The organism is Caulobacter sp. SL161, from assembly GCF_026672375.1.
GTDB lineage: Bacteria > Pseudomonadota > Alphaproteobacteria > Caulobacterales > Caulobacteraceae > Caulobacter.
This window is the reverse complement of the sequence record NZ_JAPPRA010000001.1, coordinates 3779402-3806349: the sequence shown is the minus strand read 5'-3', so window position 1 is coordinate 3806349 and position 26948 is coordinate 3779402. Positions and strand designations below refer to the sequence as shown.

Genomic DNA, 26948 nt, shown 5'->3' with positions numbered 1-26948 from the left:
TGCGTCGCAGCGCAATTTCGTTGTGCGATAGCGAAACAACTGTCATGTCCGCGTGCGTAAGTGCATGCTGAGTTGTCCAAGGAGGTCGTCATGACCGAGAACCATTACTACGTCCGTCCCGTCGCCGGGGTGTGGCATGTGACCTGGAACGACTCGGCCGACCTGATCGGCGCCTACTCGTCGCAGCACGAGGCCGAGGCCCTGGCCCAGCTGCTGGCCCGCCACATGCGGGTGCAAGGCCGCAAGGCGGAAGTCCACACCTTCGAGGCCGAGGCGCGCACGCCGTCGTGGGGCCGCAACCGCGCGGCCAACCAGGTCGCCGTCGCCTAAATCCAGCCGTCGAGCGCGCGGGTCACGATCGCTCGCGCCTCGTCTGGACTGAACGTCGCGGGATCCAGGCAGAGTTCCAGCCACAGTCCGTCCACGCTCGCCGTCAGGGCGATGGCCGCCAGGCGCGTGTCACGCGCGCCGGCCTTGGCCAGCAAGACCTCCAGCCGCGCACGGAAGTCCGCGTACGAAGCGGCATGGATCGCGGCCATGCGCGGCTTGGTCCTGACTAGCGACCAGAAGCCGACCCAGGCGGCCAGCAGCCGCTCGTCCAGCACCGGCGGGGCGAAGCTGGCGCCCAGATAGGCCAGCAGCCGCGCACGGGGATCATCGCCCGCCGCCGCCAGCGCCGCGTCCAGCGCGCCGTCGATCCGCTGCGACACCGCCTCATAGGCCGCCGCGATCAGATCATCGACGCCCTCGAAATAGTGCCGCAACAGGCCCGGCGAGACCCCGGCCTCGGCGCAGATAGCGCGGACGCTGGTCCCACCCACGCCCTCGCGCGCCAGCACAGCCTCGGCGGCGGCGACCAAAGCCTGCCGGCGGACATCGGGCGCCTCGCGTGTGAAGGCGGCGCGGGTCATGGCGGTGAGCACCTTGCCAAAAAAGCCGTGTCATCCCGGAAGCGCGAAGCGCTATCCGGGACCCAGGGGCGGCTTCCCCGGCGGTTCCTCACCCCCTGGGTCCCGGCTCTCCGCTTCGCTACGGCCGGGATGACACGATGATCTTGCCGAGGTGATGAGCTCACCACCCCTCCGGCGGCCGGGGCAGACGACTTTCCGGGATCAGGGCCCGCATCTTGCGGCCGAAGCTGCGCAAAGACACCTCGCTGGTCGCCAGCGGACCGGCGGTGAAGGTGCGCGAAGCCATGCCCTGCTGCACGCGGGCCACCAGTTCGGTGTCCTCGGCGTTGACCTGGCGGTTGATGCGCCAATTCAGGTACCGGGCGGCCTTCATCTCGCGTCGCTCGTCGGGCAGGGCGTAGGCGATCTCGCGGATCATCGTCTGCTCGGCCGAGATCGGGATGAACTGCATGAAGTCCACCTGGTCCGGATAGATGTCGAAGGCGAAGTTCGGCCAGAGCTTGAAATAGGTCCACAGCCGCTTTCGGTCGTCCGGCAGGTGGGGAACGTCGGGCAGGAGGTCCTGATACAGACGCTCTGACGGGCTCTCTGAGGGCTCGTCGATCAGCTGGCCCCACATCTTGTCGACATAGGTCTCGGCCTCGACGCCGTAGCCCTTGCCAAACAGCCGGGTCAGGCCCGGATGGGCGACCGGGATGTGCAGGCCGTCGGAATAGTTGTCGCTGATGTTCTTCCAGTTCACTGCGCGCGGGCGCAGGGTGACCCGGCCGAACGGCTGCAGCTCCTCGAAGCGATAGTGGGCCACCTCGTCTTCATAGGGCGCCATCATGGTCGCGACCGAGGGCCCGTCGCCCTCGAGCCTAACAAAGACAAAGCCCCGCCAGACCTCGACCTCGATGGTCGCCAGACCCTCCTTGGCCATGTCGAGGGCGGGATAGTCGTCGCGCATGGGGACGCCGATCAGCCGGCCTTCCAGGTCATAGGTCCAGGCGTGGTAGGGGCAGACAATCCGTCCGCCGCAGCGGCCGACCGGACCGTCCAGCAGCCGCGCCCCGCGATGGCGGCACACATTGGCGAAGGCGCGCACGCCGCCCTCCTTGCTGCGCACGACCATCAGGCTTTCGCCGATGAAGTCGAAGGTGTGAAAGTCGCCGGCCTTGGGGATGTCGTTCAGATGGCAGACGATCTGCCACGACGGGCGGAAGACCTTGTCCTGCTCTTCCTTGAAGAACCGCTCGCTGGTGTAGATCCAGCCGGGCAGGCCCCAGTCGGACAGCGGGTCGTGGTTGGGAAGGGCGGTCATGGCGCCACCTTCTCCCCGATTTCCCCGGCGAATGCCGGGGCCCAGATCGTAAGGCTGTGAAGCGCCAAGCACGGCGAAAGCTCGGGATGAATCTGGGTCCCGGCATTCGCCGGGAAGGTCGGATGTTGAGCCATCACCGCCCCACCACCGACAGCTTCACGGCCGTGGCGAAGTCCTTGTCGCGCAGGATCTCGCGGGCGGCGTTGCGGCCCGGATTGCCCGAGACGCCGCCGCCGGGGTGCGTGCCCGCGCCGCACATGTAGAGGCCCGCGATCGGGGCGCGGTGGCTGGCGTGACCCAGCAGCGGGCGGGTGGCCCACAGCTGATCCAGCGACATGTGGCCGTGCATGATGTCGCCGCCGATCAGGCCGAACTTCCGCTCCAGATCCAGCGGCGACAGGATCATCCGGCCCAGCACCGAGGCCTTGAAGCCCGGCGCCCACTGGTCGACCGTATCGATGATCAGGTCGGCGGCGGCTTCGCGCGCGTCGTCCCAGGAACGACCATCGGGCAGCTCCGGCGCGAACTGCTGGCAGAACAGGCTGGCCACGTGCTGGCCTGGCGGGGCGAGGCTGGTGTCCAGGCTGGACGGGATCAGCATCTCGACGATCGGGGCCCTGCTGATCCCCTCGCCCTTGGCGTCGCGATAGGCCGCGTCCATGTAGTCGAGGCTGGGGGCGATCACGATGCCCGACTGGTGGTGCTCGGCGGTCTCCTTGCCGGGCAGGCAGGTGAAGCTGGGCAGCTCCGAGAGGGCCACGTTCATTCGGAAGGTGCCCGAGCCGTTCTTGTAGCCGTCGACCGCCTTGCGGAAGTCCGGCGTCAAAGCCGAGGGCGGGACAAGCTTCTTGTAGAGCAGGGCCGGATTGACGTTGGCGCTGACGATCGGCGCCATGATCTGGCGGCCGTCGACCAGCTGCACGCCGGCGGCTTTCCCGCCGTCGATGTGGACGCCCTCGACCGGGGCGTCGAGCAGGATCTCGACCCCGGCCGCCTCGCAGGCCTTGGCCATCGCTTGGGTGATCGCGCCCATGCCGCCGACGGCATGACCCCAGGCGCCCTTCTTGCCATTCACCTCGCCGAAGGTGTGGTGCAGCAGCACATAGGCCGACCCTGGCGTGTCGGGGCTGGCGAAGTTGCCGACCACGGCGTCGAAGCCGAAGGCGGCCTTGACCGGCTCGCTCTCGAACCAGCCGTCCAGCACGTCGCGGGCGCTCTTGGTGAACAGGTCCAGCAGGTCGCGCTTGCGTTGACGCGACAGGAAGGCCAGCCGGCCGCCCTGACGCAGCGCGCGCAGCAGGCCGGGCAGACCATCGCCGAGGTTCGGCGGGGTTTCCTGGGCCAGATCGCGCAGGATGTCGCCGATCTCGTCCAGCATGGCGTAGTAGGCAGGTAGCACCTCGGCGTCGCGCCGGCTGTACTTGCGGAACTCCTCCTGGGTGCGCTCCAGGCCGCCGCCCAGCTTGATGTACTTCTCGTCGCTAATTGGCAGGAAGTTCGAGATCGGCCGTTCCAGGAAGGTCAGGCCCAGCTCGCGCAGGCCCATGTCGGCGATCACGCGCGGGTTCAGCAGACTAACCGTGTAGCTAGCCACCGAGTTGCGGAAACCGGGGTGGAACTCCTCGGTCACCGCCGCGCCGCCCACGACGCCCCGCGCCTCGCAGACCGTGACCTTTAAGCCCGCCTTGGCCAGGTAGAAGGCGCAGACCAGGCCGTTGTGGCCTCCGCCGATAATGACCGCGTCGCGGGTCTGGGTGACCGCCATGATGTGCTCCCCCTCAGGATGGGGAGAGTGTTGCTATACGATCGTATAATAGGCAATAGCGATGCCGCAAATCCTCCCCCTAGCGGGGGAGGTGTCCGCAAAGCGGGCGGAGGGGGAACTCATGCCGACCCTGCCTCTTCCCCCTCCGTCGTCTCTTCGAGCCGACACCTCCCCCTTCAGGGGGAGGATTTGCATCAAACCGCCTCCGCCTTCCCCCGCGCCGTCAGCCAGTACATCACCGGCGTCGCCACGCGGCTCAGCAGGGTGCTGGTGATCAGGCCGCCGATGATGGCGATGGCCAGCGGCGAGTAGAGGCCCGAGCGCTCAAGGGCTAGCGGCAGCAGGCCGCCGATCGCCGTCACCGAGGTCAGCAGCACGGGCAGGAAGCGGACCTCGCCGGCCTTCTCGATGGCGTCGTGCAGGTTCATGCCCTCGCGCCGCAGCTGCTCGGTGAAGTCGACCAGCAGGATCGAGTTCTTGATCTCGATGCCGATGAGCGCAATCAGGCCGATCGTGGCGGTGAACGACAGCGAGTTGCCGGTCAGGGCCAGGGCCAGCACCGCGCCGAACACACCGAACGGGATGATGCCGGCGACCACCAGGGCGGTCTTGAACTTCTGGAACTCCAGGACCAGCACCGCCAGGATGCCGAAGATCGCCACCAGCACCGCCGCGCCGAGGCCTGCGAAGCTCTCCGACTGCGCCTCGGCTTGGCCGCCCAGCGACAGGCGATAGCCCGGCGGCATGGGAACGTCCTTCTCCAGGCGCTGAACGACATCCTCGGTCACCTTGGCCGTCAGATAGCCGGTCGCGACATAGCTGGTCACCGTGACCGTCCGCTCACGGTCGAAGCGGTCGATGCGGGCGGGGCTGGACCGCAAGGTCGGGGTGGCGATCGCGCCCAGCGGCGCGGCCTCGCCCTCGGCGGTGGGGACATAGACGCCGTTCAGGGCCGACAGCGGATTGCGCGCCGCCCCGTCCACCTGCGCCGTCGGCAGGCGCACCCGCACGGCGTAGTCGTCGCCGTCGGGATCGCGGAAACGCGCGGCCTCTTCGCCCGACAGCGCCAGGCGGGTCACGCGGCGAGCCGCGCCGGCCGGCACGCCCAGGGCGGCAGCCTTGGCCTCGTCGACGCCGAGATCAAGGTCCGTACGGTCCAGGCGCATCGGGTTGCTGACGTCGCGCGCGCCGGGCGTGTCCTTGAGCACCGCCTCGGTCCGCGCGGCCAGGGCCTTCAGCACGTCGAGGTTCTGGCCGGTGATGCGGATGGCGATCGGCGCGTCGATCGGCGGGCCATTTTCGAAGGCCACCACGGTGATGCGCGCGCCGGGATACTTGGCGAAGTCAGCCCGCAGGCTATCCAGCACCTTTTTCGCTCTGGCCGGGCTTCCAGGCTTCGAGGCTGGCATAGACCTCGGCGAAGCTGTTGGAGCTTTCGCGCTGGCTCTTGTTGTAGAAGATCTGCGGATTGCCGCGGCCCAGATTGCTGGCGCGCCAGAGGATGTCGGGCTCCTTGGCCAGACGCGCGTCGACGAAGCGCAGGGCCTGGTCGGTGCGGGCCAGGGAGGCGCCGTCGGGCGTCTCGATCCGGATCAGGAACTGGGGCGTCTCGGCCGGCGGGAACAGCGAGCTGCCGATCACCTTCAACAGCGGTACGGTGGTGGCGCACAGGGCCAGCATCAGCGCCAGGGCCAGCCAGGGCCGCGCCAGCGAGGTGTGCAGGACAGGGCGGTAGAAGCGTTGGATGCCGCCGTTCACGGCCCGTAGCAGGGCGTTGCCTTCCGGGTCGGAGTGCTTGTCGAGGATCCGGCTGGCCAGGAACGGGATGATGGTCAGCGACACCAGCAGCGATGCGCCCACCGTGCACAGCTGGACCGTCACCGGCAGCGACTTGATGTAGGCGCCCGAGCCGGCGGGCAGGGCCATCAGTGGCAGGAAGGCCAGCATCAGCGTCGCCGTGCAGCCCACGACCGCCAGACCGATCTGGCGCGCGCCGTTGACGGCCGCCTCGGTGCGTTCCTCGCCCTCGCGGATACGCCGGGCGATGTTTTCGGTGATGACGATACTGTCGTCGACCAAGAGGCCCAGCGACAGCACGAAACCGGCGATCGACAGCTGGTTCAGGGTGAAGCCGAACGCCTGCAGCAGCGACAGGCCGATCAGCAGGCTGAGCGGGATCGACACCATCACCACCACGCCGGCGCGGGGGCCCAGCGGTAGCAGGGTGATCAGCACCAGGACGAGCGCGATGCCAAAGTCGCGGAACAGGTTCTTGAGGCGATGCTTGACGTTCTCGGCCTGGAAGAAGGCGCGCTCCAGCTTCACCCCGGCGGGCAGGGCGCGCTCGTACTCGTCGAGGACCTTGCGCACCTCCTGGGTGATCTTGGCGACGTCCTGACCGTCCTTCTGCTTGACGGTGACGAACACGGCCCGCTTGCCGTTGAAGCGGGCGACGTGGGTGGGCTCCTGCTGGGCCCAGGCGATGGTGGCGACGTCCGAGACGCGCACCACCTTGCCGCCGATCGAGCGCACCGGCGTGTCGCCGATGGTCTTCAAGTCGCGGAAGGCGCCGCCGGACTTGACGTTGAAACGCCGCTCTCCGGCTTGAACCGCGCCAATCGGCGCTTCCGCCCCGGCCGCGCGCAGGGCGTCGGTCACGGCGGTGGCGGGCAGTTTCAGGGCCGACAGCCGGGCCAGATCCAGCGTGACCTGCACGTCTGACGGCGGCGCGCCCCAGTAGTGGTCCTCGCGCACGCCGGGCACGCGGTCCAGCCGTTCGCGCAGGCGGTCGGCCACCTTCTCCAGGCGGCGCATCGGCAGGGTGTCGCTGGTCAGGGCCACCTGCACGACCGACACCTCGGTGGTGCGGGCGCGCTGGATGTCGAGGCGGGCCAGGCCTGCAGGCAGGTTGCCCCGGATCGCGTTCACCTCGCGCACGACCTGGTCGTACTTGCGCTCAGGATCGACGTCCCAGGTGAAGTGCACCGAGACGACGGCCGCGCCGTCCAGACTGACAGACTCGACCTTTTCGATGTTGTCGAGACCATCGACGGCGTCCTCGATGGGATCGACGACCAGCTGCTCCATCTCCGATGGCTCGGCGCCGGGTAGGACGGCTCTGACGATGACGATCGGGATCGGGAAGTGCGGATCTTCCGAGCGCGGAATGCTGGTGAAGGCGTTGATGCCCAGCATCACCAGCAGGCCAAAGGCCACCAGCGTGAACTGCCAGCGGCGGACCGCGAAGGTCGAGAGGTCGAACTTCACGGCCTAGCGCCCCAGCCGGGTGGGATCGACGACGGCCACACTCTCGCCGTCGGAGACGAAGCCGGCGCCGGCGGTGATGACCTGGGCGCCGTTCGGCAGGCCCGAGACCAAGGCGTCGTCGCCGTCGAAGCCGCCAAAGCCTACGGCCGTGCGCCGGGCCTTGCCGCCGTCGACGCGGAAGACGAAGGCGCGCTGGCCATTGGCCTCCAGCACCGCTTCGGCGGGCACGCGGGCATAGGTCGTGACGACGCCGGGCGCGGCGCGGACGCTCAGCGTGGCGTGGGCCACCTGACCGCTGCGCAAGGCCGAGGGCGGCGCGGAAAGCTCGATCTCGACCAGGATCGCGCCGGTGCGGGTGTCGGCGGCCTCGCCCACCCGAGTGACGCGTCCGTTCAGGGTGGTCTCGCCGATCTCATCGACCTTGACCGTGGCGGGATCGCCGACCCGGATGCGGGCCGCGTCGCGGGCCGCCAGAGGCAGGCGCAGCACGAGCGGGCTGGTCAGGTCGGCGACCCGCGCCACCACCTGGCCGGCGCCGACCACCTCGCCCGCCTGGGCGCGGCGCTCCAGCACGACGCCCGAGACTGGCGAAACCAGATTGGCCCAGCGCCGGTCGAAGCGGGCGGCGTCATAGGCGGCCTGGGCCGACTTCAGCGTGCTGGTCCGGTCATCGATACGCTGACGGCTGACATAGCCCTTTTCGAACAGCACTTTGTCGCGCTCGAGGTCTCGACGCACGCGCTCAAGATCGGCCTGCGTCTGTTGCTGGCGGGCGTCGACGCCGGCCGGGTCGATGGCGGCGATGAGTTGACCGGCCCGGACATTGTCGCCGGCCTCGATCTTCATGGTCGTCAGCACGCCGGGGATCCGGAACGACAGCGCCATCTCGCGGCGACGCTCCAGCGTCCCGGCGCCTGCCACGACGCCGGCGGCGTCAGGGGCGGCGACGCGAGCAGCCTCGACCGGCGTCGGCGGGGCCGGAGCATCGGTTTCGGTCTTGCCGCCACAGGCGCTCAACGTCGCCGCCAGGAGGAGGGCCGCCAGGGGAGGGAGCGGGGTCCGCCACATAAGCTGTTCCAAATCAATCAGCGATAAGTTATCAGTGATTGATAACATCGTATTGTCAAGCTGGCGTGACGAAGCCTAGGACGTTTTGCATGAAGTCACCCAAGACCCGTTCGCCCCGAAAGCCCAAGGGCCATGGGGGCGAGCGCCGCGAGGAGATTCTCGACGCGGCGTTGACCCTGTTCAGTCAGAAGGGCGTTCAGGCCGTCTCGACCCGGCAGATCGCCGAGATCGCGGGGATCTCGCAACCGGCGCTCTACGCCTATTTCGCCACCAAGGACGACATCGCCGCCGAGCTCTGCGTGCGGGCCTTCGCCATCCTGGGTCAGCGCATGGAAGAGGCGCGCGTCGGCTACACGCCCACGGCCGAGAACTTCGAGCGCTGCCTGCGCGTCTATATCGACTTCGGCCTCGACCACCCGGATGCTTATCGGGTGGCCTTCATGCTGGAAAAGAGCGTCGATGGCTCGTTCCTGGAAAAGACCGGTGGCCGGCCCATGATCGCGGGTCAGGCGGTTTTCGCGGTGTTCGCCGAGATCGTGGCCCAGTTCCACGCCCGCGGCGAAACGGTCAGCGATGACGCCGTCGCCGCAACCCAGTCGCTGTGGGCGGGTCTGCACGGCCTGGTGTCGCTGCTGATCGCGCGCCCGGAGTTTCCCTGGGTGGACCGCGAGCAACTGATCGCCACCCATGTGGCGATGCTGCGCAAAGGCGCGTTGAAGTAAGCCCTGTGCTTCTCTAGATGAGCGCCTCGTTCTCTCGGCCCACGCTCTCTCGGGAAGGATCCCCCATGGCCAAGCTCCTGCCGCTCCAATCGTTCAGCCTGCAGGAGACCGAGGACGGCTACCGTCTGCTGGTCTCGGCCATCGGCGGCGAGTCGCTCTACGTCTCGATCACGCCCGACCAGATGGACGACATCATCGACAGCCTCGAGAACGCCATGGGCGGCGAGGCGGACGGGACCGAGGCCGAGGACGACGACGGCTTCTAGGGGGCGCTCAGCGTCGCGAGCGCCTTCAAACCCTGCGTCAACGCGGCGCGCTTGGCCGTCGCGCCCAAGGATACTCGCAGGCCTTCACCGGTAACGCCGGGCGCCCGAAACGCGTCCGCCCCTACCAGCGCCAGGCCCCGCTCGCGCGCCGCCGCCGGCGCTTCCGCGTCCGCCAGCCAGACATGCAGACTTTCGGCGCCGCCGACCGCGCGCGGCAGCAGGTTCGCCGCCAGGGCCCGGCGCGCCGTAGTCTCGGACCGCACGCCCGCCAGAACCTTGGCCGCTACGCCGTCGCGGATCCATTGGGTGACGATCCCCGCCATCAGCGGCGCCGGCATCTGGGCGATCGCATGCAGCGCCTGGGCGAAGCCCTCGGCGCGTCCGGGCGGGGCCACGACATAGGCCAGGCGCAGGCCCGGCGAGAGCGCCTTGGCGGTGGTGGCCACGTGGTAGACCCCTTCGGGCCACAGCGCGGCCAGGGCGGGGGCGGGCGGGGCCGGCAACAGCCCATAGGCGTCGTCCTCGAGGATGGTCACGCCGGCCGCCCGCGCGATCTCGATCACGGCGGCGCGACGCGCGGGGCTCATCGTGGCGGCGGTCGGATTCTGGAACGTTGGAGTGCAGCAGATCAGGCGCGGGCCATGCTGCGCCACAAGCTGCGCCAGCGCCTCGGGCTGCAGGCCTTCGTCGTCGAGCGGGCAGGCCACCAGGGTCAGGCCTCGTCGCCGCGCGGTCACCAGCAGGCCCGGATAGGTGAAGGCCTCGACGATGATCGTATCGCCGAGCGCGGTCAGGTGATCCAGCAGGGCCGACAGGGCGGTCTGGGCGCCGCCCGTCACAACCACGCGCCCCGGATCGACCGGGCCCAGGGTCGGCGCCAGCCACGCCGCGCCCGCGCTGCGCTGGGCCAGCGAGCCGGCTCCCGGGTGATAGGCCATCAGGGTGGCCGGTTCCGTCCGCGCCAGGATGGCGCGGGTGGCGTCCTGCAGAAGACCCGCCAGATTCAGTCCCTGCGGGGGGGGCGGCAGGTTCATCGAGAGGTCGATGAGGCCGGCCTCGTCTTCATTGATCCGTAAGCGGATAAATGTGCCGCGACCGGCGGTTCCTTCGACCAGGCCGCGCTCGCGGGCCAGGCTGTAGGCGCGGGTCACGGTGGTGAAATCCACGCCGATCAGTCGCGCGATCTCGCGCTGGGCGGGGATCTGGTCGCCGGCCTGCAGCTCGCCCTCGGCCACCGCCGCCTCCAGCGCCAGGGCGATCCGTCGGTAGGCCGGGCCATCGAACGCTTCCACGCGCCGCAGCCACGCGGCGGCTGGATTCGGCGATCCCTTAGTTGCGGGCATGGCGGCATATCCATACATTGAATGCGAAATGTATGGATCAATCGCGCGATTGTAGGAAGGGCTTTTCATGGCCGAGGCCAGCTATCCCAACGCTCCGACCCCGATCCGGGCCGGCCTGAAATGCTGCTGTCCCCGCTGTGGCGAGGGTAAGCTCTTCCAGGGTTTCCTGAAGCTGGCGCCGGCCTGCGAGCGCTGCGGCCTGGACTATGGCTTTGCCGATCCCGCCGATGGTCCCGCGTTCTTTGTGATGAGCGGCGTCGGCATCCTGGTGACCGCCGTCTTCGCCTGGGTCGAGGTCGTCTATCGCCCGCCGATGTGGGTGCATCTGGTCACGGTGTTCCCCGGCTTCCTGCTGGGGTGCCTGGCGACCCTGCGCCCGGTTAAGAGCTGGCTGGTCGCCGCGCAGTACATCAACAAGGCCGAGGAGGGCCGGTTCGAGAGTCTCGGCCGCCACGACTTCGATTCGCGGCGGCTTTAGCCGGGCTACTTCAGCAGCAGCTGCCCGCGCCGGCTCAGCTCGTCCTTGATCTTGCCGGCGGCCATGCCCAGCAGGCCGGGCAGGGAGAGGTCCAGGCGCGCATGGTCATCCAGCACCTGGACCACGCCGGTGATCGTCTGGCCCATGGCCACGGCCGAGAAGTTCAGCACGTCGCCCGCCCAGCTCTGGGAAAAGCGCGCCGCGTCGCCGCCGGGGATCTGGCCGGCCAGTTGCGAGAGGCCTTCTTCCAGGCGCCGTTTGGCCTCGGCCGCGCCCAGCTGGTGGGGAATGTTGATGCTGACGGTCTTGGCCATGGAATCCTCTTCAATCGACATCGCTGAAATGCGGGCGCAGCGCGGCAAGTTCAATACGTCCGTTTCTGGCGTATGGTCCAGCCAAGGTCGTCTGCATCAGATGAGGGACGACGACATGACCGACTTCGCCATGACCCAGCCGTTCGCCGCGCCGCGCCGGTCCGCCCGCTTCGTGCGTCCGGGTCGTCCAGGCGGCCTTTGGGGCGCGGTCCATTACGCCGGCGTGCTGCTGGTCTGGCTCATGCTGTTCGTGGTCGACCGGCCCCTTGCCCTGAAGGTGATGGCCGAGCGCCGCGCCGACTCGCCGATCCCGCGTCACTGGGGCTGGTAGAGGCCGGCGAACGGCGCCATCCCTGCGGTCATGTCGATCGCCGTTTCCGTCCGCCCGGTCTCGCATCCGCTGAAGGCCCCGTTCCGCATCTCGCGCGGGGTCAAGACCGCCGCCGAGGTGGTTGAGGTGATCGCGCGGGGCGATGGCCATGTCGGTCGCGGCGAGAGCGTGCCCTATGCGCGCTACGGCGAGACGGTGGAGAGCGTCCTGGCCCAGCTGGCGCCGGTCCTCGCCGCCGAGGACGTGGAGGCCGCCTGCGCCGCCCTGCCGCCGGGCGCGGCCCGCAACGCGCTCGACCTGGCGCTTTGGGACCTGCGGGCGCGGCGCACCGGGGTCAGCGTCGCGAAGGCGACGGGCCTTGCCATCCCCAGCGACCTCGTCACCGCCGTCACCGTTAGCCTCGACACCCCTGAGGCCATGGGCGCCGCCGCGTGCGCGGTCGCTGACGCGCCGCTGATCAAGATCAAGCTGTCGGCCGAAGACCCCGCCGCGCGTCTGCGCGCCGTGGCCGCTGCGGCGCCGCATTCTCGCTTCATCGTCGATCCCAACGAGGGTTGGACCTTCGAAATCCTGAGCGACCTGAAGCCGCTGCTGGCCGACCTGCCCATCGCTCTTGTCGAGCAACCCTTGCAGGCCGGCGAGGACCAGGCGCTGGAGGGCTGGGATCCGCCCTTCACGGTCTGCGCCGATGAGAGCGTGCATGTCGGCGGCGATCTGGCCGCCCTGCGCGGGCGCTATTCGGCGGTGAACCTGAAGCTGGACAAGACCGGCGGCCTGACCGAGGCCGTGGCCATGCTCAAGGCGGCCCGCGCTCTGGATTTTCAGGTGATGACGGGCTGCATGGTGGCGTCGTCCCTGGGCGTCGCGCCGGCGCTGCATCTGGGCGGCGCCAGCGATTTCGCCGACCTCGACGGGCCCTGGTGGCTGGCGGTCGATCACCCCGGCGGCCTGCGGGTGGAGCGTGGGCGGATCACGCCGCCGCAGCTGGGTTTCTGGGGGGATGGAGCGGACGGGGAAGGGCTATGGCTCTAAATCCTCCCCCTGTGGGGGAGGTGGTCGCATAGCGACCGGAGAGGGGAGGAGGCAGGCGCCTCAGACCTTCCCCCTCCGTCGCCTGCGGCGACACCTCCCCCGCTAGAGCCCTTTAGCTTTAGATGGAATCATCTAAAGCGTTTGAAAGGGCTATAAGTGTTTGATTTTATAGCCTGTTTATCTGGTTTAGATGGTTTCATCTAAACCAGACAGGCTCTAGGGGGAGGATTTAATCCGCGTATTCCCCGTATCGACACCGCCTTCGCACGACCCACACCGCACCACCGGCTCCAGCCGAGCGCCGCAACGATGTGTCAGGATTTCCGGTGGACCCTCGTTTCCTGACAACCACTTGTCGCCCCAGGTCATCAGGGCGGCGATCAGGGGGAAGAGATCGCGACCCTCGGTGGTAAGCCGGTATTCCCAGCGCTCAGGCTTTTCCTGGTAGCGGACCTTCTCGAGCATGTGGCGCGCCACCAGCCGTTCGAGGCGGTCGGTCAGGATGTTGCTGGCGACCTTCAGTTCGTCCTGGAAATCCTTGAACCGGCGCAGGCCATAGAAGGCGCCGGCGACCACGTGGGCGGTCCAGCGGTCGCCCAGCACCTCGATCCCGCGCTCCAGCATCGGATGCAGCGCCTCGCCGCCGACGTCGTCATGGCTGGCGCGGCGCGAGTGCCGGGCGCGCGGAGCGGGCTCGAGGCCAGCGCCCGGACCCGGCGACAGGGTGATGTCGCGGACTTTCACCGCCTCGCCGCAGCCCGCGCAGCACAGGATCGGCTTCAGCGGCTGACCGCAGGTCGTGTGGACGATCTGATGCGAGGGGCAGGTGGGATCAAAGCGCCAGCGCATCTCCCAGCCCAGCAGCATCAGCGCCGAGTCGTAGAGGTCGCGACCCATCGGCGTCAGGCGATATTCAGAGCGGGGCGGTCGGTCCTGATAGAGCCGACGCGCCAGCACGCCGCCGGTCTCCAGGCGCTTGAGGCGATCGGTCAGCAGCGAGCGGGCCACGCCGGTCATCTCGACGAAGCCGTCGAAGCGCTTAACGCCCATGAAGGCCGCGTAGAGCACGAGCAGGGTCCAGCGGTCGCCGATCAGGTTCAGCGCGCGGGCGGCTGAACTGCGGCGCACCAGCGCTGTCCGGGCAGGGTCTGGAGCCGTCGGCGGGACCATGGCGGGCTTGGTGGAGCGTTTCGGTCTGACAAGTCAATGTTCGACGACGGCGTGGACTCCGGACAAGTCGCTTGTATAATCGGACTAACTAGAACAAGCGGGGTGGAGCCATGGTCTACGTACTGGGCGGCTGGCAGAGCGATTTCGCCGCCAACTGGAGCCGCGAGGGCCGTGAACTGGCCGACGCCTTCGCCGAAGCGGTGGGCGAGGGCCTTGCCGCTGTCGATCTTGATCCCGAGGACGTCGAGACCGGCCATGTCGGCAACTTCGCCGCCGAGCTGTTCGCTGGCCAGGGCCACCTGGGCGGCATGTTCGGCCTCGTACATCCGGCGTTCGACGGCCTGCCGACCGCACGCCACGAGGCGGCCTGCGCTTCTGGCAGCATCGCCATCCTCGCGGCGGCCGCCGAGATCGAGGCGGGGCGCTATGACCTGGCCTGCGTGGTCGGCGTCGAGCAGATGCGCAACGTGCCCGGCCAGAAGGCGGCCGAGAACCTGGGCAGCGCCGCCTGGGTCGGACACGAGTTCCAGGACGCGCGCTTCCTGTGGCCGCGCGCCTTCTCCGACCTGGCCGACGAGTACGACCGCCGCTATGGGCTGAAGTACGAACACCTGATGGGCATCGCCGAGGTCAACTTCGCCAACGGCAAGCGCAATCCCAACGCCCAGACCCGCGGCTGGAACTTCGGGCCCGACGCCTTCACCGCCGATGACGTCGCCAATCCGGTGGTCGAGGGGCGCACGCGCAAGCAGGACTGCGGCCAGGTCACCGACGGTTCGGCCGTGATCTTCCTGGCCTCGGAAAAGCGCGCCCGCGCCTATGCCGACAAGCGCGGGATCGCGCTTGAGAGCATTCCCCGCATCAAGGGCTGGGGCCATCGCTCGGCGCCGCTCAGCTATGCGCGGAAGATCGAAGCCAGCCGCGACCAGGATTATGTCTTCCCGCAGGTGCGCCGCGCCATTCTCGACGCCCGCGCCCGGGCCGGGATCGCGCCCGACGTCTCGGGCCTGGACGCGGTCGAGACCCACGACTGCTTCACCGCCACCGAATACATGGCCATCGACCACCTGGGCCTCACGGCCCCTGGCGAGAGCTGGAAGGCCGTCGAGAACGGCGACATCGCCATTGGCGGCAAGCTGCCGATCAATCCCTCAGGCGGCCTGATCGGCACGGGCCATCCGGTCGGCGCCACCGGCGTGCGCATGGTTCTGGACGCCTGGAAACAGACCACCGGCCAGGCCGGCGACTATCAGGTCGAGGGGGCCAAGACGGTGCAGACCCTGAACATCGGCGGGTCCACAACCACGACCGTGAGCTTCGTCGTGGGAACGTGATTTGAAATCCTCCCCCGCGATGCGGGGGAGGATCAACCAAAACACCCCACCACCCGTATCATCCGCATCTTCCGCCAGAGCCGCTCATGCCCATCCTCACCATCCTCGCTGTCAACGCCGCCGTATCGGCGGTCGCGTTCCTCGCCCTCTGGGCCGTCAGTCTGCGGACGAAGGACGTCAGCTTCATCGACGCCTGGTGGGGCCCCAGCATGGCCTTGCTGGCCTGGAGCACCCTGCTGCAGGGCCAGCACACGCCGCATGGCCTGCTGCTGACGGGGCTCTGCACCCTGTGGGCCGCGCGGCTGGGGCTCTATCTCTTGTGGCGCTGGCGCAAGCACGGCGCGGATCGCCGCTATGTCGCGATCTTCGCCCACTATGAGAAGACCAAGCGCTGGAACTTCGCCACGACGTCTCTGATCATCGTGTTCGGCCTTCAGGCGGTGCTGAGCTACTTCGTCGCCCTCCCGGTGCAGCTTGGGCAGGGGCCGGGCGTGCTGGGCGGTCTGGCCTATGCCGGCGCGGCCCTGACGATCGTTGGCATCCTGTTCGAGACCATCGGCGATGCTCAACTGACCGCCTTCAAGGCCAATCCCGACAACGCCGGCAAGGTCATGGACAAGGGCCTGTGGCGCTATACCCGCCATCCGAACTATTTCGGCGACGCCTGCGTCTGGTGGGGTCTTTATCTGATCGCCGCCGAGACGGGCCTGGGCGCCTGGGCCCTGCCGGGTCCGCTGCTGATGACCTTCCTGCTGACCAAGTGGAGCGGCGTGCCGACCACCGAAGGCAAGATGCGCAAGAGCAAGCCGGGCTATGAGGAGTACGTCGCGCGGACCAGCGGGTTCGTGCCGTGGTTTCCGAAGAAGGTATAAGAAAATCCCTCTCCTTCTGGGAGAGGGAGGGGCCCGACGCGAAGCGGCGGGAGGGTGAGGGGTTACGCCGGCGACTGGACAGCCGGCACGCCGTCAGACTCCACAACCCCTCACCCCAACCCTCTCCCAATGGGAGAGGGAGCTTTAAGCCCCCAGCTTCCCGATCAAAGCCATGGCCGCCGCAGGATTCCGCACCTTGGCCCCCGCGATGAAGTAGGCGAACACGTCGCCGCGTTCGGCCCACTGGCGCGTCTGGGCGACTACCCCATCCAGCTCCTCCGACGTCATGCCCGTCGGCTCGTCCTCGCGGCTGCACATCAGGCGGGCGTAGGTGAAGTCGGCGGTCGGCTGGTCTATGCGCGGCCATTCGGGCGCCTCGTCGTCGACGGCGTAGACGATGGCCACGCCGTACTGGGCGCAGAGGTCGTAAAACTGCTGGCAGGCGAAGGTGGGGCTGCGCACCTCCATGGCGTGGCGCAGGCGAACGCCCTTCTGCTCCTTCGGCAGCAATTTAAGAAAACCCTCGAAATCCGCCGGATCGAACTTCTTGGTCGCCATGAATTGCCAGTTGATCGGACCAAGCTTGGGGCCCAGCTCTTCCAGGCCCTGGGACAGGAATTTCTCCAGCGAGTCGTTGTTTTCCGACAGCACCCGGCGGTTGGTGCAGAAGCGGCTGGCCTTGACCGCGAACACGAAGTCGTCCGGCGTCTCGTCGCGCCACTTCATCCAGCTGTTGGGCTTGAAGGTCGAATAGTAGGTGCCGTTGATCTCGATGCTGGTCAGCTTGGACGAGGCGTATTTCAGCTCGTCCTTCTGCTTCAGATCATCGGGATAGAAGGTCCCGCGCCAGGGCTCGAACGTCCAGCCGCCGATGCCGGTTCGGATCTTGCCCATGTGCGCTTGTTCCCCTCTTGTTCACGCGAAAACTAGGCGAGGTTTCACCGCGCGTCGAGACCGAAAATCCTCTCCCCGTGGGAGAGGTGTCGGCGCAGCCGACGGAGAGGGGAGAGGCCGGCTCGGCAGGACTTCCCCCTCCGGTCGCTGCGCGACCACCTCCCCCGCTAGGGGGAGGATTTTGGGGTCAACACTCCACCCGGTTCACCGACAGGCCCACCGCCAGGCCCCCCATCGAGGTTTCCTTGTAGATCTCGTTCATGTCCTCGCCGGTGCGCTTCATCGTGGCGATGACCTTGTCGAGCGACACCGAGTGCTGGCCATCGCCCAGCAGGGCCAGGCGGGCGGCGTCGATGGCCTTGATGGCGCCCATCGCGTTGCGCTCGATGCAGGGGATCTGGACCAAGCCGCCGATCGGGTCGCAGGTCAGGCCGAGGTTGTGCTCCATGCCGATCTCGGCGGCGTTCTCGATCTGGGCGTTGGTCCCGCCCAGCGCTGCCGCCAGGCCCGCCGCCGCCATCGAGCAGGCCACGCCCACCTCGCCCTGGCAGCCGACCTCGGCGCCGCTGATCGAGGCGTTCATCTTGTAGAGCGCGCCGATCGCGGCCGCGGTGAGCAGGAACGTGCGGATCTGTTCGGGCGTTCCCTTGTGAAATCGGACGAAGAACCGCAGCACGGCCGGAACCAGGCCCGCCGCGCCGTTGGTCGGGGCGGTGACGACGCGGCCGCCGGCAGCGTTCTCTTCGTTGACCGCCATGGCCCACAGGTTGACGAAGTCCATCGCCGCCAGAGGGTCGCTCATCTGGCGCTCCATCCGCCCCAGGATGGTCTGATGTATCTGGCGGGCCCGGCGCTTGACGGTGAGGCCGCCCGGCAGGACGCCCTCTTGGCGCATGCCGCGATCGATGCAGGCCTCCATGGCGCCGAAGATGCGGTCGAGGCCGGCGTTCATCTCGCCCTCGCCCATCCGCGCGCGCTCGTTGGCGGCCATGACCTCGGCGATGGAGAGGCCCGCCTGCTCGGCGCGATCCAGCAGGTCAGCGGCGCTCTCGAACGGGAAGGGGATGGCGGGACCGTCCTCAGGCGGAGCGTTGCGGCCCATCTCGCGCTCGTCACGGACAAACCCGCCGCCAATCGAGAAGTAGGTGCGCTCGGCCAGGACCTGGCCGGCCTTGTCATAGGCGGCGAAGGTCAGGGCGTTCGGATGCTGCGGCAGGCGCTCATGGCCTAGCCAGGCGATGTCTCGCGCCGCGTCGAAGGCGATATCGACCTCACCGCCCAGCTTCAGCGACTGACTAGCCTGACAGTCCAGCAGCGCCGCTTCGCCCGCGTCGGGATCCAGCTCGGCTGGCACGAAGCCCATCAGGCCCAGGATCACCGCGCGATCGGTGGCGTGGCCGCGACCGGTCAGGGCCAGGGAGGCGTAGAGCCGCGTCTCCACCCGCGCGACGGCGGCCAGTTTGCCGGCGTCGCGCAGGCGGCCGATGAACAGCACGGCGGCCGTCATCGGCCCCATGGTGTGGCTGCTCGACGGGCCGACGCCGAGTTTGAAGAGGTCGAAGACGGAGGCGGTCATGGGGTAAGGTCGCAAACTCAAGGTGTCATCCCGGGCGGAGCGAAGCGCAGACCCGGGACCTCGGAAAGCGCGGAGCTTCCTGCGGTCCCGGCTCGGCGCGCTGCGCGCTTGGCCGGGATGACAGTTACCAACGCCTACTTCCGCTCAGCCTTGCTGGCGTCGCGCGTGGCCTTGAACTCGGCGCCTTCGCCCCATTCGGGCCAGCGGGTCGAGCCGGCCAGGTCGCGGCCGACGCTGTAGACCAGAGCGATGTCGGCGCTCATGCCGTCCAGGCGCCAGCTGTCGTTCCACTCGTCGGCGGGCTGGTGGTAGGCGTTGATGCGATAGGCGTCCGAGGCGGCCTTGCCCGCAGCGACGCCGCCCTCGACCAGATCCTCACCCGAGCCGAACGAGATGGCCGGCACGCCGCGCTTGGCGAAGGGGAAGTGATCCGAACGGTAGAAATAGCCGGCCTCAGTGGCCGGATCAGGCGTGTAGACACGGCCGACGGCCTTGCCCTTGGCGATCAGGTCGTCCAGCAAATCCAGCTTGGCGTTGCCCGAGATGGTGAAGTCCTTGGCCGGGCCGGTGGGGTCCAGGGCGTCGGTGTTGATCACCCCCGCCGTCTTGGCCAGCGGATACAGCGGATTGGCCGCGTAGTACTCCGAGCCGAGAAGGCCCTTTTCCTCGGCGGTCACGGCCAGGAACACCATCGAACGGTCCGGCTTGGGGGCCGCTGGCGGCCAGGCGGCCCATCTCCAGCATGGCGGCGATGCCGGTCGCGTTGTCGACGGCGCCGTTATAGATCTTGTCGCCCTTGGCGTCCGGCAGGCCGACGCCCAGGTGGTCCCAGTGGCCGCTGAAGATCACGGTCTCGTCCGGACGCTTGGCGCCGGTGACCTTGCCGACGACGTTCTTGGAGATGATCACCTCGTACTTGACCTTGTAGTCCGCCGAGAAGGTCGCGCCCTTCAGTTCCACCGGTTTGAAGTCGCGGCTTTGCGCGGCCTTCTTCAGGGCTTCGAAGTCGAGGCCGGCCTTCTTGAACAGATCAACGGCGACGTCGCGCTGGATCCAGCCTTCCATCGGCGGATGTTGCTTGGCCGGTTCCTTGCGGACGATGTCGAACATCGTGTTGGTGTTGGAGTTCTTCACCGTGGCCCAGCCGTAAGAGGCCGGAGCGGTTTCGTGGACGATCAGCAGGCCGGCCGCGCCCTGACGGGCGGCTTCCTCGAACTTGTAGGTCCAGCGGCCGTAATAGGTCATGGCCTTGCCGCCGAAGTCGCCGGATCCCGTCTCAAAGTCGGGGTCGTTGATCAGTACGACGACGACCTTGCCCTTCAGGTCCATGCCCTTGAAGTCGTCCCAATTGCGCTCGGGCGCCTTGACGCCGTAGCCGGCGAAGACGATCGGGGCGTTCTTGATCGAGACGGCGTTCACATTGGTCATCGCCGCGCGGATGGCGACCTGTTCGCCCTGGCTGAGCATGATGTGGTCGGCGCCGACCATGACGTGGGCGGTCACTGGCCCATCGATGTCGAACTTGCTGAGCGGCACGTCCTGCGTCCACAGGCGCTTGCCGTCCTTCAGGTCGCCGCCGGGCTCCAGGCCCACAGCCTTCATCTGCTCGGAGATGTAGGCGACTGTCTTGGTTTCGCCCTCGGTGGCCGGGCCGCGGCCTTCGAAGGCGTCCGAGGACAGCGTCTTGATGTGGGCGGTCAGTTTGGCGGGGTCGATCTTCGGCGCGTCTGAGGCGTGCGCCAGCATGGGCGCGGCGATCAGGACAGTGGCGAGCAGCAGGCGTTTCATCGGTAAGCCCTCTTGGAGCAAATCTTGTCGTTGGGCGCGGACCCTAGAGCGCTCTTGCCCTAAGGGGAAGCGGGTTACCGCTACCCAAAGGCCCGACTTCCCCGGCGAACGCCGGGGCCCAGATTCATCCGGTGCTTCTTGGGTGTTCGCGCCAAAAGACAGCGCGATTTTCGGAGGCGCTTGCGGGCTCGATCTGGACCCCGGCGTTCGCCGGGGAGATCGGTTTAACGACTACTCATCCGCCGCCCGTCCACCGGCCACCGCTCCAGCGTCTCGCCGTCCCACACGTGCAGGGCGTCGTAGAGGTTGATCGTCGGGTCGCAGTGGCCCGGTTGCAGCCAGACGATGTCGCCGACCTTGGGCGCGTCAGCCGGCCAGGCGCGGGCCGGATCGGCGTCGGCGGCGGCGACGGCCTTGTCGAAGCCTAGCGGATCGCGACCGCCGGCCTTCAGCACGTCGATCAGGCTCGGGTGGGCGATCATGCCATGCTCGTCGCCCATAGCCCGCCAGAGCGAGCCCGGCGCGGCGCCGGCCACCACCCGTGCGGGCGGACCGTCCATCGACACGGCCTTGAAGCCGGCGTCGCAGGTGACGTGGCTCTTGTGGTTGGCCGAAACCACGGTCGCAGCGACGACCATCGCCGGCTCAAAGCCCCAGGCCGTTCCGTCAGGCGCGCCGCACGCGTCGTACTCGACGTCCATCACCGCGTAGGAGCCGGCCTGCAGCTCGGTATAGACCCCCGAAGCCAGGTCGTAGGCATGGGTGCCGGTGCCGCCGCCGGTGACCACGGGCGGTGGAAGGCCAGCGGCGGTCAGTTCGGCCACCAGCGCCTTCAGGGTGGCGAAGGCGGCTTCGTCGGCTGACCGGCGCAGGGCTAGGTCGTCCATGTGCTGGAGGTGGCCCAGATAGGCCTGCAGCCCGGCGAAGCGCAGGCCCGGCGCGGCGTCGGCGGCGCGCGCCAGCCGCAGGGCGTCCTTCGGATAGGCGCCGGCGCGGTGGGTGCCCAGATCAAGGTCGATCACCACGTCCAGCGTGACGCCCGCCGCCACGGCGGCGTCCGACAGGCGATCGATCTGGCCCTCGTCATCGGCGACGGCACCCACCCGCGCGCCGGTCTTGGCCAAGGCCGCCAGCCGCGCCGCGCCCCAGGGCGGGGAGGGGGCGGTGACCAGCACATCCTGGATCCCGCCCGCGACATAGGCCTCGGCCTCGCCGACGGTCTGGCAGCATAGGCCGACCGCGCCACGCTCGATGATCAGGCGGCCTAGCGTCGAGCATTTGTGGGTCTTGCCATGGGCCCGCAGGCGAACGCCCGCTGCGTTGCAGAGCGCCTGCATGCGAGCGAGGTTCCGCTCCAGGGCCGCACGGTCGATGACCAGCAGCGGGGTCTGGGGGGGGGCGGTCGCGGGCGGCAGGTTCATGTCTCTCCCCAATGTTTATATCGTCATCCCGGGCGGCGAAGCCGACCCGGGACCCAGGGGCCAGAGGCAGTGTGGCGGCCCCTGGGTCCCGGCTCTCCGCTATGCTCCGGCCGGGATGACACGGTGTTTGTGCGCTAGATTTGACCGCTCAACACCCGCGCGAACAACCCCGGATCGACATTGCCGCCCGACAGCACGATCGCGACCGTCTTGCCCGCCACATCGACCTTGCCCGTCAGCGCCGCCGTCAGGGCCACGCAGCCGCCGGGCTCCACCACCAGTTTCAGGGTCGAGAAGGCGTAGCGCATCGCTTCGGCCACCTCGGCGTCGGTCACCGCGACCGCGCCGGTCAGGGTCTTCTGGTTGATCGGCCAGGTCAGGTCACCGGGGATCGGGGTCAGCAGCGCGTCGCAGATCGAGCGGGCGTCCTTGTCGATCGTCTCGCGCCGGCCGCTCTCCAGCGAGCGGCGCGTCTCGTCGAAGCCCGCCGGCTCGACGCCCCACACCTGAGTCGCAGGGGACAGGGCTTTCACCGCCGTCGAGGTTCCGGCGATCAGGCCGCCGCCGCCGACGCAGCAGATCAGGCTGTCCAGCGTCGCGCCTTGCGCGGCGGCCTGGGCGACGATCTCCAGACCCACCGTGCCCTGGCCGGCGATGATGTGCGGGTCGTCATAGGACGGCACGACCACGCAGCCGCGCTCGGCCGCGATCTGGTCGGCGATGGCGACGCGATCCTCGGTGAAGCGGTCGTAGAAGCGGATGTCGGCGCCGAAGCTTCGCGTGCCCTCGACCTTCACGCTGGGCGAATCGGACGGCATCACGATCAGCGCCGGCACGCCCAGCAGCCTGGCCGCCAGCGCCACGCCCTGGGCGTGATTGCCGGACGAGAACGCCACGACGCCCCGCGCCTTTTCAGTATCGCTCAGTTGGCTCAGCCGGTTGTAGGCGCCGCGAAACTTGAAGGCGCCCGCCCGTTGCAAGGTCTCGGGCTTGAGGAAAATCCGCCCGCCCAGCCGCTCGTTCAAGGCGGGGCTCTCGATCAGCGGCGTCTCGACGGCCAGGCCCTTCAGGCGAGCGGCGGCGGCTTGGATGTCGGCGAGCGAGACGGTCATAGAGTCAGGCTAGCGTGGCGACGCTGCGATCGAAACCCTTTCCGACCTCTGCCGTTACCGCCATATTGGGGTGGGGGCTAAGCTGTTCAGGACGACGTGATGAAGACCGCCACTTTCGCCGCTGTGGCCTCCTTGATGCTGGGCGCCGCCGGGCTCGGATGCGCGAGCTCCGCCTTTGCGGGCGAGGCCTTTGTCGGCGTCTACAAGCACGACGTCACGTTCATCGGCAAAGCCATCGGCCTCGGCGCGGCCGGCCGCGAAGGCGGCGCCGACATCCATCTGGGCTATCGCACCAACCGCATTGAGCGCCTGGACTGGCTGGGCAAGCCGCAGGTTCACGCCATGGTGTCGATCAACACCAACAACACCTCGAACTTCGCGGCCGTCGGCTTCAACTGGAAGGTCGAGCTGGGTCAGCCCGGCGGCTTCTATCTGAGACCGGGCATCGGTCTGGCCTATACCGACGGCAAGGCCGGCCTGCCGCCCGCCAACGCGCCGAACCTGACGCCGGAAGAGCGTGATCGCCGCACCTGGCTCTACTACAACCGCATCGATTTCGGCTCGAAGGTGCTGTTCGAGCCCGAGCTGGCCTTGGGCTATCAGGTCAATGACAAGGTGTCGGTCGAGCTTTCCTACACCCACCTGTCGAACGGCCAGATCTTCCACCAAGGCAAGAACCAGGGGCTTGACGACGCGGGGGTTCGGCTGGTTTACGCCTTCTGACTTCGGCTAGGCGCGCGACGCCAACGGCCGGCGCCGCCCAAAATTGAGACCACGTCCGGGGTCGAGTCCTGTCGAAGGACCTCGCGGCGTCACTCGGCAGGCGACAAGGCGTATCCAAACCATGGCTAACGTGACCGTTGTCGGCGCCCAGTGGGGCGACGAGGGCAAGGGCAAGATCGTCGACTGGCTCAGCAACCGCGCCGATGTCGTGGTGCGCTTCCAGGGCGGCCACAACGCCGGCCATACGCTGGTGGTGGACGGCAAGGTCTACAAGCTGGCTCTGCTGCCCTCGGGCGTGGTGCAGGGCAAGCTCTCCGTCATCGGCAATGGCGTCGTGGTCGACCCGTGGCACCTGCTGACCGAGATCGACCAGATCGCCGATCAGGGCGTGGCGATCACCCCCGACCTGCTGATCCTGGCCGACAACGCCTGCCTGATCCTGCCGCTGCACCGCGACCTGGACCAGGCGCGCGAAGCCGCCTCGACCCAGAAGATCGGCACCACGGGCCGCGGCATCGGCCCGGCCTATGAGGACAAGGTCGGCCGACGCGCCATCCGCGTCGCGGATCTCGCCGATCCCGAAGCCCTGAAGCCCAAGATCGACCGCCTGCTGGCCCACCACGGCGCCCTGCGTCGCGGCCTTGGCCTGCCCGAGGCCAATGCGCAGGAACTGTTCGACGCCCTGATGGAACTGGCGCCGCGCATCCTGTCCTACGCCCAGCCGGCGTGGCGGGTGCTGGACCAGGCCTACAAGGCCGGCCGCCGCATCCTGTTCGAGGGCGCGCAAGGCTCGCTGCTGGACGTTGACCACGGCACCTATCCGTTCGTCACCTCGTCCAACACCGCCGCCGGCCAGGCCTCGGCCGGCTCGGGCATGGGCCCGTCGGCGACCGGCTTCGTGCTGGGCATCGTCAAGGCCTACACCACCCGTGTCGGCGAAGGCCCGTTCCCGGCCGAGCTGTTCGACGAGGTCGGCAAGCACCTGTCGACCGTCGGCCGAGAGGTGGGCGTCAACACCGGCCGCGCGCGTCGCTGCGGCTGGTTCGACTCGGTGCTGGTGCGCCAGTCGGTGGCCATCAACGGCATCCACGGCGTGGCCCTGACCAAGCTGGACGTGCTGGACGGCCTGAAGACCCTGAAGATCTGCGTCGGCTACAAGATCGGCGACAAGGTCGTCGACTACCTGCCTGCCGGTCTTCGTGATCAGGCCGCCGCCACGCCGGTTTACGAAGAGATCGAGGGCTGGACGGAAAGCACCGCCGGAGCCCGGTCCTTCAAGGATCTCAACGCCAACGCCATCAAGTACGTGCGCCGCGTCGAGGAGTTGATCGGCGCGCCGGTGGCGTTGCTCTCGACCAGCCCTGAGCGCGACGACACCATCCTGATGCGCGATCCGTTCCAAGGCTGATCGTGTTTTGAGCAAGGCTCTCGCGGCCGCGCTTAAATGCTTATTGAACTTTGTCGGCGCTAACTCCCGCGACTTTTAGTTCGCGGGAGTAGAGAGCTTGGCTCTCCGGGATATTCTGGATGACGGCCAGGCGGGCGCGATGCTCGTGGTCACGCGACGTAGCCGCGCGGCTCGGCTGATCGCGACCGCCATGGTGGGCGGCCTGCTGTTTTTCTATCTTGGCTGGACCGCGCTGATCGTCTGGCTGGTCGCCAACACCATCTGCGAACTTTGGGTCGTCTATCTGGAGCGCGCCTACAGGCCCGATTGGGGGCAGGGCATGATTCGCTTCATGAGGATCGGCCCGCCCTCGGCCTTCGCCATGGTCTGGTCGTTCATGTCGGCCTACTGCGTCCTCAACGGGCCGATGGCGATGCGGTATGCGGCGCTGCTGATCCTGTTCGGCATCGTCGTGGAGGGCGTTCGCTACGCGATGAACAGTCTGGCGGCGATGCTGTCCCTGACGGTCTGGCCGTTCCTGATGCTGGCCGCTTTGCCCCTGCTGGCCAAGCGCTTCGACCTCTTGGACAGGTTCGCAGCGTTTGTGATCCTGCTGGGCCTCATCGGCTATGTCGCCGACGCGGTCCGCACCATGCGCGCCTCGGCCAAGGCGCGAGAGGAGGCCGAAGCCCAGGCGCTGGAGGCCAGCCGCGCCAAGTCGGCCTTCCTGGCGATGATGAGCCATGAGCTGCGCACGCCGATGAACGGCGTTTTGGGCCTGGCCCACGCCTTGCGCGGCACCAAGCTGGACGCCCAGCAGTCCGAGTACCTGGAGATGATTGAGCAGTCGGGCCATGGCCTGATGACGATCCTCAACGACATTCTTGACCTGTCCAAGATCGAGGCCGGAAAGCTCAATCTGGAGGTCGCGCCGTTCGATCTGCGCAAGCTGGCCCTGCAGACGCGCGCGGTCTGGAGCGAGAGCGCGCGGTTGAAGGGGCTGGACCTCATCCTGGAGGTCAGCCCCAGCGTCCCGCCGTGGGTCAGCGGCGACGCGACCCGCGTGCGCCAGATCCTGATGAATCTGGTCTCCAACGCCCTGAAGTTCACCGAGAGCGGCCGTGTCGTCATCCGTCTTGGCGGCGAGGCGGGCGGGGTGGCCACCTTGTCGGTCACCGACACCGGGGTTGGGATGACCGCCGAGCAGATCGGCCGCCTGTTCACGCCTTTTGCTCAGGGCGACGCCTCGATCGCGCGCCGCTTTGGCGGCACCGGCCTGGGGCTCTCGATCTGCCGGCAATTGGCCGAGCTGATGGCGGGCGAGATCATCGTTTCCAGCGAGCCGGGCGTCGGCTCGACCTTCACCGCGCGTCTCGGTCTGCCGGCGGCGGCGCCGCTGGCGGCGGCGCCGGCTCGCGCCCCGGCGACCCAACTTGACGGCGCGCGGGTGCTCGTCGTCGACGACAACCTGGTGAACCAGACGGTCGCGCGCGCGATCCTCGAGGCCGTCGGCGCCGCCGTCGCCGTCGCCGGCGATGGTCACGCCGCGCTCGCCCGGCTGCGCATCGAGGACTTCGACGTCGTGCTGATGGACGTCCATATGCCGGGGATGGATGGGGTCGAAGCGGTGCGCCGCATTCGCGCGGGCGAGGCCGGACGCATTGACCTTCCCGTCGTGGCCCTGACCGCCGACGCCATGGCGGGCGACGCCGAGCGCCTGCTGGCTCAAGGCTTTGATGACGCCCATCCCAAGCCTGTGCAGCCCGCCGGGCTGCTCGCCACCGTCGCCAGCCTTCGCAAGGCGCCCACAGAACTGCAGCGGCTACGCGCGGTGGGGATGTAGAGCCCCGGCCTGGGGCTCCGATCATTTC

Annotated in this window: 21 protein-coding genes and 3 pseudogenes; 11 read left to right on the top strand and 13 right to left on the bottom strand. The window is 68.2% G+C overall.

What is annotated here, in order from left to right; genetic code table 11:
- The first annotated feature begins 90 nt into the window (after positions 1 to 90).
- Entirely contained in the window at positions 91 to 330 is a 240-nt protein-coding gene (locus tag OVA11_RS18735) for a hypothetical protein (RefSeq protein ID WP_024265908.1), read from the top strand.
- Here OVA11_RS18735 and OVA11_RS18730 read toward each other — a convergent pair.
- The 5 genes and pseudogenes from OVA11_RS18730 to OVA11_RS18710 all read right to left on the bottom strand — a co-directional run bounded on the left by OVA11_RS18730 (position 327) and on the right by OVA11_RS18710 (position 8326).
- A complete protein-coding gene (locus OVA11_RS18730; protein WP_268068745.1) occupies positions 327 to 911 on the bottom strand; it encodes a TetR/AcrR family transcriptional regulator in 585 nt (194 codons plus the stop codon). The genes OVA11_RS18735 and OVA11_RS18730 overlap by 4 nt on opposite strands.
- 160 nt (positions 912 to 1071) lie before the next feature.
- The gene (locus OVA11_RS18725) at positions 1072 to 2286 is read right to left on the bottom strand and encodes an aromatic ring-hydroxylating oxygenase subunit alpha (protein WP_268068744.1); all 1215 of its coding nucleotides are present in this window, start codon (positions 2284 to 2286) and stop codon (positions 1072 to 1074) included.
- A 61-nt stretch (positions 2287 to 2347) separates the two neighbouring features.
- Positions 2348 to 3979 (bottom strand): phytoene desaturase family protein, encoded by a 1632-nt coding sequence (locus tag OVA11_RS18720; RefSeq protein ID WP_268068743.1) that lies wholly within the window; start codon positions 3977 to 3979, stop codon positions 2348 to 2350.
- Between the two features lie 194 nt (positions 3980 to 4173).
- Positions 4174 to 7246: pseudogene (locus OVA11_RS18715) on the bottom strand (efflux RND transporter permease subunit).
- A gap of 3 nt (positions 7247 to 7249) precedes the next feature.
- Positions 7250 to 8326, bottom strand: coding sequence for an efflux RND transporter periplasmic adaptor subunit (locus OVA11_RS18710; RefSeq protein WP_268068742.1), 1077 nt, complete (start codon positions 8324 to 8326; stop codon positions 7250 to 7252).
- A gap of 77 nt (positions 8327 to 8403) precedes the next feature.
- On the opposite strand from OVA11_RS18710, the gene OVA11_RS18705 reads away from it, so the two are divergent.
- On the top strand, positions 8404 to 9036 hold the full coding sequence (locus tag OVA11_RS18705; protein ID WP_268068741.1) for a TetR/AcrR family transcriptional regulator: 633 nt from the start codon (positions 8404 to 8406) through the stop codon (positions 9034 to 9036).
- 65 nt (positions 9037 to 9101) lie between these two features.
- Positions 9102 to 9302: a hypothetical protein gene (locus OVA11_RS18700; protein ID WP_268068740.1), complete on the top strand. Its 201-nt coding sequence runs from the start codon at positions 9102 to 9104 to the stop codon at positions 9300 to 9302.
- Here OVA11_RS18700 and OVA11_RS18695 read toward each other — a convergent pair.
- The gene (locus tag OVA11_RS18695; protein WP_268068739.1) at positions 9299 to 10714 is read right to left on the bottom strand and encodes an aminotransferase-like domain-containing protein; all 1416 of its coding nucleotides are present in this window, start codon (positions 10712 to 10714) and stop codon (positions 9299 to 9301) included. The genes OVA11_RS18700 and OVA11_RS18695 overlap by 4 nt on opposite strands.
- Here OVA11_RS18695 and OVA11_RS18690 point away from each other — a divergent pair.
- Positions 10713 to 11123 carry a DUF983 domain-containing protein gene (locus OVA11_RS18690; RefSeq protein ID WP_268068738.1) on the top strand — a complete coding sequence of 137 codons (411 nt, stop codon included), beginning with the start codon at positions 10713 to 10715 and terminating at the stop codon, positions 11121 to 11123. The genes OVA11_RS18695 and OVA11_RS18690 overlap by 2 nt on opposite strands.
- Positions 11124 to 11128: 5 nt before the next feature.
- On the opposite strand, the gene OVA11_RS18685 is transcribed toward OVA11_RS18690, so the two are convergent.
- Positions 11129 to 11437, bottom strand: a complete 309-nt coding sequence (locus OVA11_RS18685; RefSeq protein ID WP_012640665.1) for a polyhydroxyalkanoic acid system family protein — start codon at positions 11435 to 11437, stop codon at positions 11129 to 11131.
- Positions 11438 to 11552: 115 nt separating this feature from the next.
- Here OVA11_RS18685 and didA point away from each other — a divergent pair, with 115 nt between their 5' ends.
- A complete protein-coding gene (gene didA, locus OVA11_RS18680; protein ID WP_012640664.1) occupies positions 11553 to 11768 on the top strand; it encodes a DNA damage-induced SOS-independent cell division inhibitor A in 216 nt (71 codons plus the stop codon).
- Positions 11769 to 11798: 30 nt separating this feature from the next.
- On the top strand, positions 11799 to 12800 hold the full coding sequence (locus tag OVA11_RS18675; protein WP_268068737.1) for a dipeptide epimerase: 1002 nt from the start codon (positions 11799 to 11801) through the stop codon (positions 12798 to 12800).
- 216 nt (positions 12801 to 13016) lie between these two features.
- Here the strand turns inward: OVA11_RS18675 and OVA11_RS18670 are convergent, their stop codons facing one another.
- A complete protein-coding gene (locus tag OVA11_RS18670) occupies positions 13017 to 13970 on the bottom strand; it encodes a winged helix-turn-helix transcriptional regulator (protein WP_268068736.1) in 954 nt (317 codons plus the stop codon).
- A gap of 110 nt (positions 13971 to 14080) precedes the next feature.
- Between OVA11_RS18670 and OVA11_RS18665 the strand changes: the two genes are divergently transcribed.
- Together OVA11_RS18665 and OVA11_RS18660 are read left to right on the top strand one after the other, a co-directional pair.
- Positions 14081 to 15304, top strand: coding sequence for an acetyl-CoA acetyltransferase (locus OVA11_RS18665; RefSeq protein ID WP_268068735.1), 1224 nt, complete (start codon positions 14081 to 14083; stop codon positions 15302 to 15304).
- A gap of 6 nt (positions 15305 to 15310) precedes the next feature.
- A pseudogene (locus OVA11_RS18660) lies at positions 15311 to 16176 on the top strand (DUF1295 domain-containing protein).
- Positions 16177 to 16320: 144 nt separating this feature from the next.
- Here the strand turns inward: OVA11_RS18660 and OVA11_RS18655 are convergent.
- The 5 genes and pseudogenes from OVA11_RS18655 to OVA11_RS18635 all read right to left on the bottom strand — a co-directional run bounded on the left by OVA11_RS18655 (position 16321) and on the right by OVA11_RS18635 (position 22967).
- Entirely contained in the window at positions 16321 to 17070 is a 750-nt protein-coding gene (locus OVA11_RS18655) for a DUF72 domain-containing protein (RefSeq protein ID WP_268068734.1), read from the bottom strand.
- A 187-nt stretch (positions 17071 to 17257) separates the two neighbouring features.
- A complete protein-coding gene (locus OVA11_RS18650) occupies positions 17258 to 18646 on the bottom strand; it encodes an L-serine ammonia-lyase (protein WP_268068733.1) in 1389 nt (462 codons plus the stop codon).
- A 134-nt stretch (positions 18647 to 18780) separates the two neighbouring features.
- A pseudogene (locus OVA11_RS18645) lies at positions 18781 to 20434 on the bottom strand (M28 family metallopeptidase).
- Positions 20435 to 20658: 224 nt separating this feature from the next.
- The gene (locus OVA11_RS18640) at positions 20659 to 21855 is read right to left on the bottom strand and encodes an alanine racemase (RefSeq protein WP_268068732.1); all 1197 of its coding nucleotides are present in this window, start codon (positions 21853 to 21855) and stop codon (positions 20659 to 20661) included.
- Between the two features lie 134 nt (positions 21856 to 21989).
- The gene (locus OVA11_RS18635) at positions 21990 to 22967 is read right to left on the bottom strand and encodes a threonine ammonia-lyase (RefSeq protein WP_268068731.1); all 978 of its coding nucleotides are present in this window, start codon (positions 22965 to 22967) and stop codon (positions 21990 to 21992) included.
- Positions 22968 to 23063: 96 nt separating this feature from the next.
- On the opposite strand from OVA11_RS18635, the gene OVA11_RS18630 reads away from it, so the two are divergent.
- From OVA11_RS18630 to OVA11_RS18620, 3 genes are all read left to right on the top strand, one after another.
- Positions 23064 to 23690 carry an acyloxyacyl hydrolase gene (locus OVA11_RS18630; protein ID WP_268068730.1) on the top strand — a complete coding sequence of 209 codons (627 nt, stop codon included), beginning with the start codon at positions 23064 to 23066 and terminating at the stop codon, positions 23688 to 23690.
- A 121-nt stretch (positions 23691 to 23811) separates the two neighbouring features.
- Complete coding sequence (locus OVA11_RS18625; RefSeq protein WP_268068729.1) at positions 23812 to 25098, top strand: adenylosuccinate synthase; 1287 nt, start codon at positions 23812 to 23814, stop codon at positions 25096 to 25098.
- A 97-nt stretch (positions 25099 to 25195) separates the two neighbouring features.
- Complete coding sequence (locus OVA11_RS18620; RefSeq protein WP_268068728.1) at positions 25196 to 26920, top strand: ATP-binding protein; 1725 nt, start codon at positions 25196 to 25198, stop codon at positions 26918 to 26920.
- Positions 26921 to 26948 lie beyond the last annotated feature (28 nt).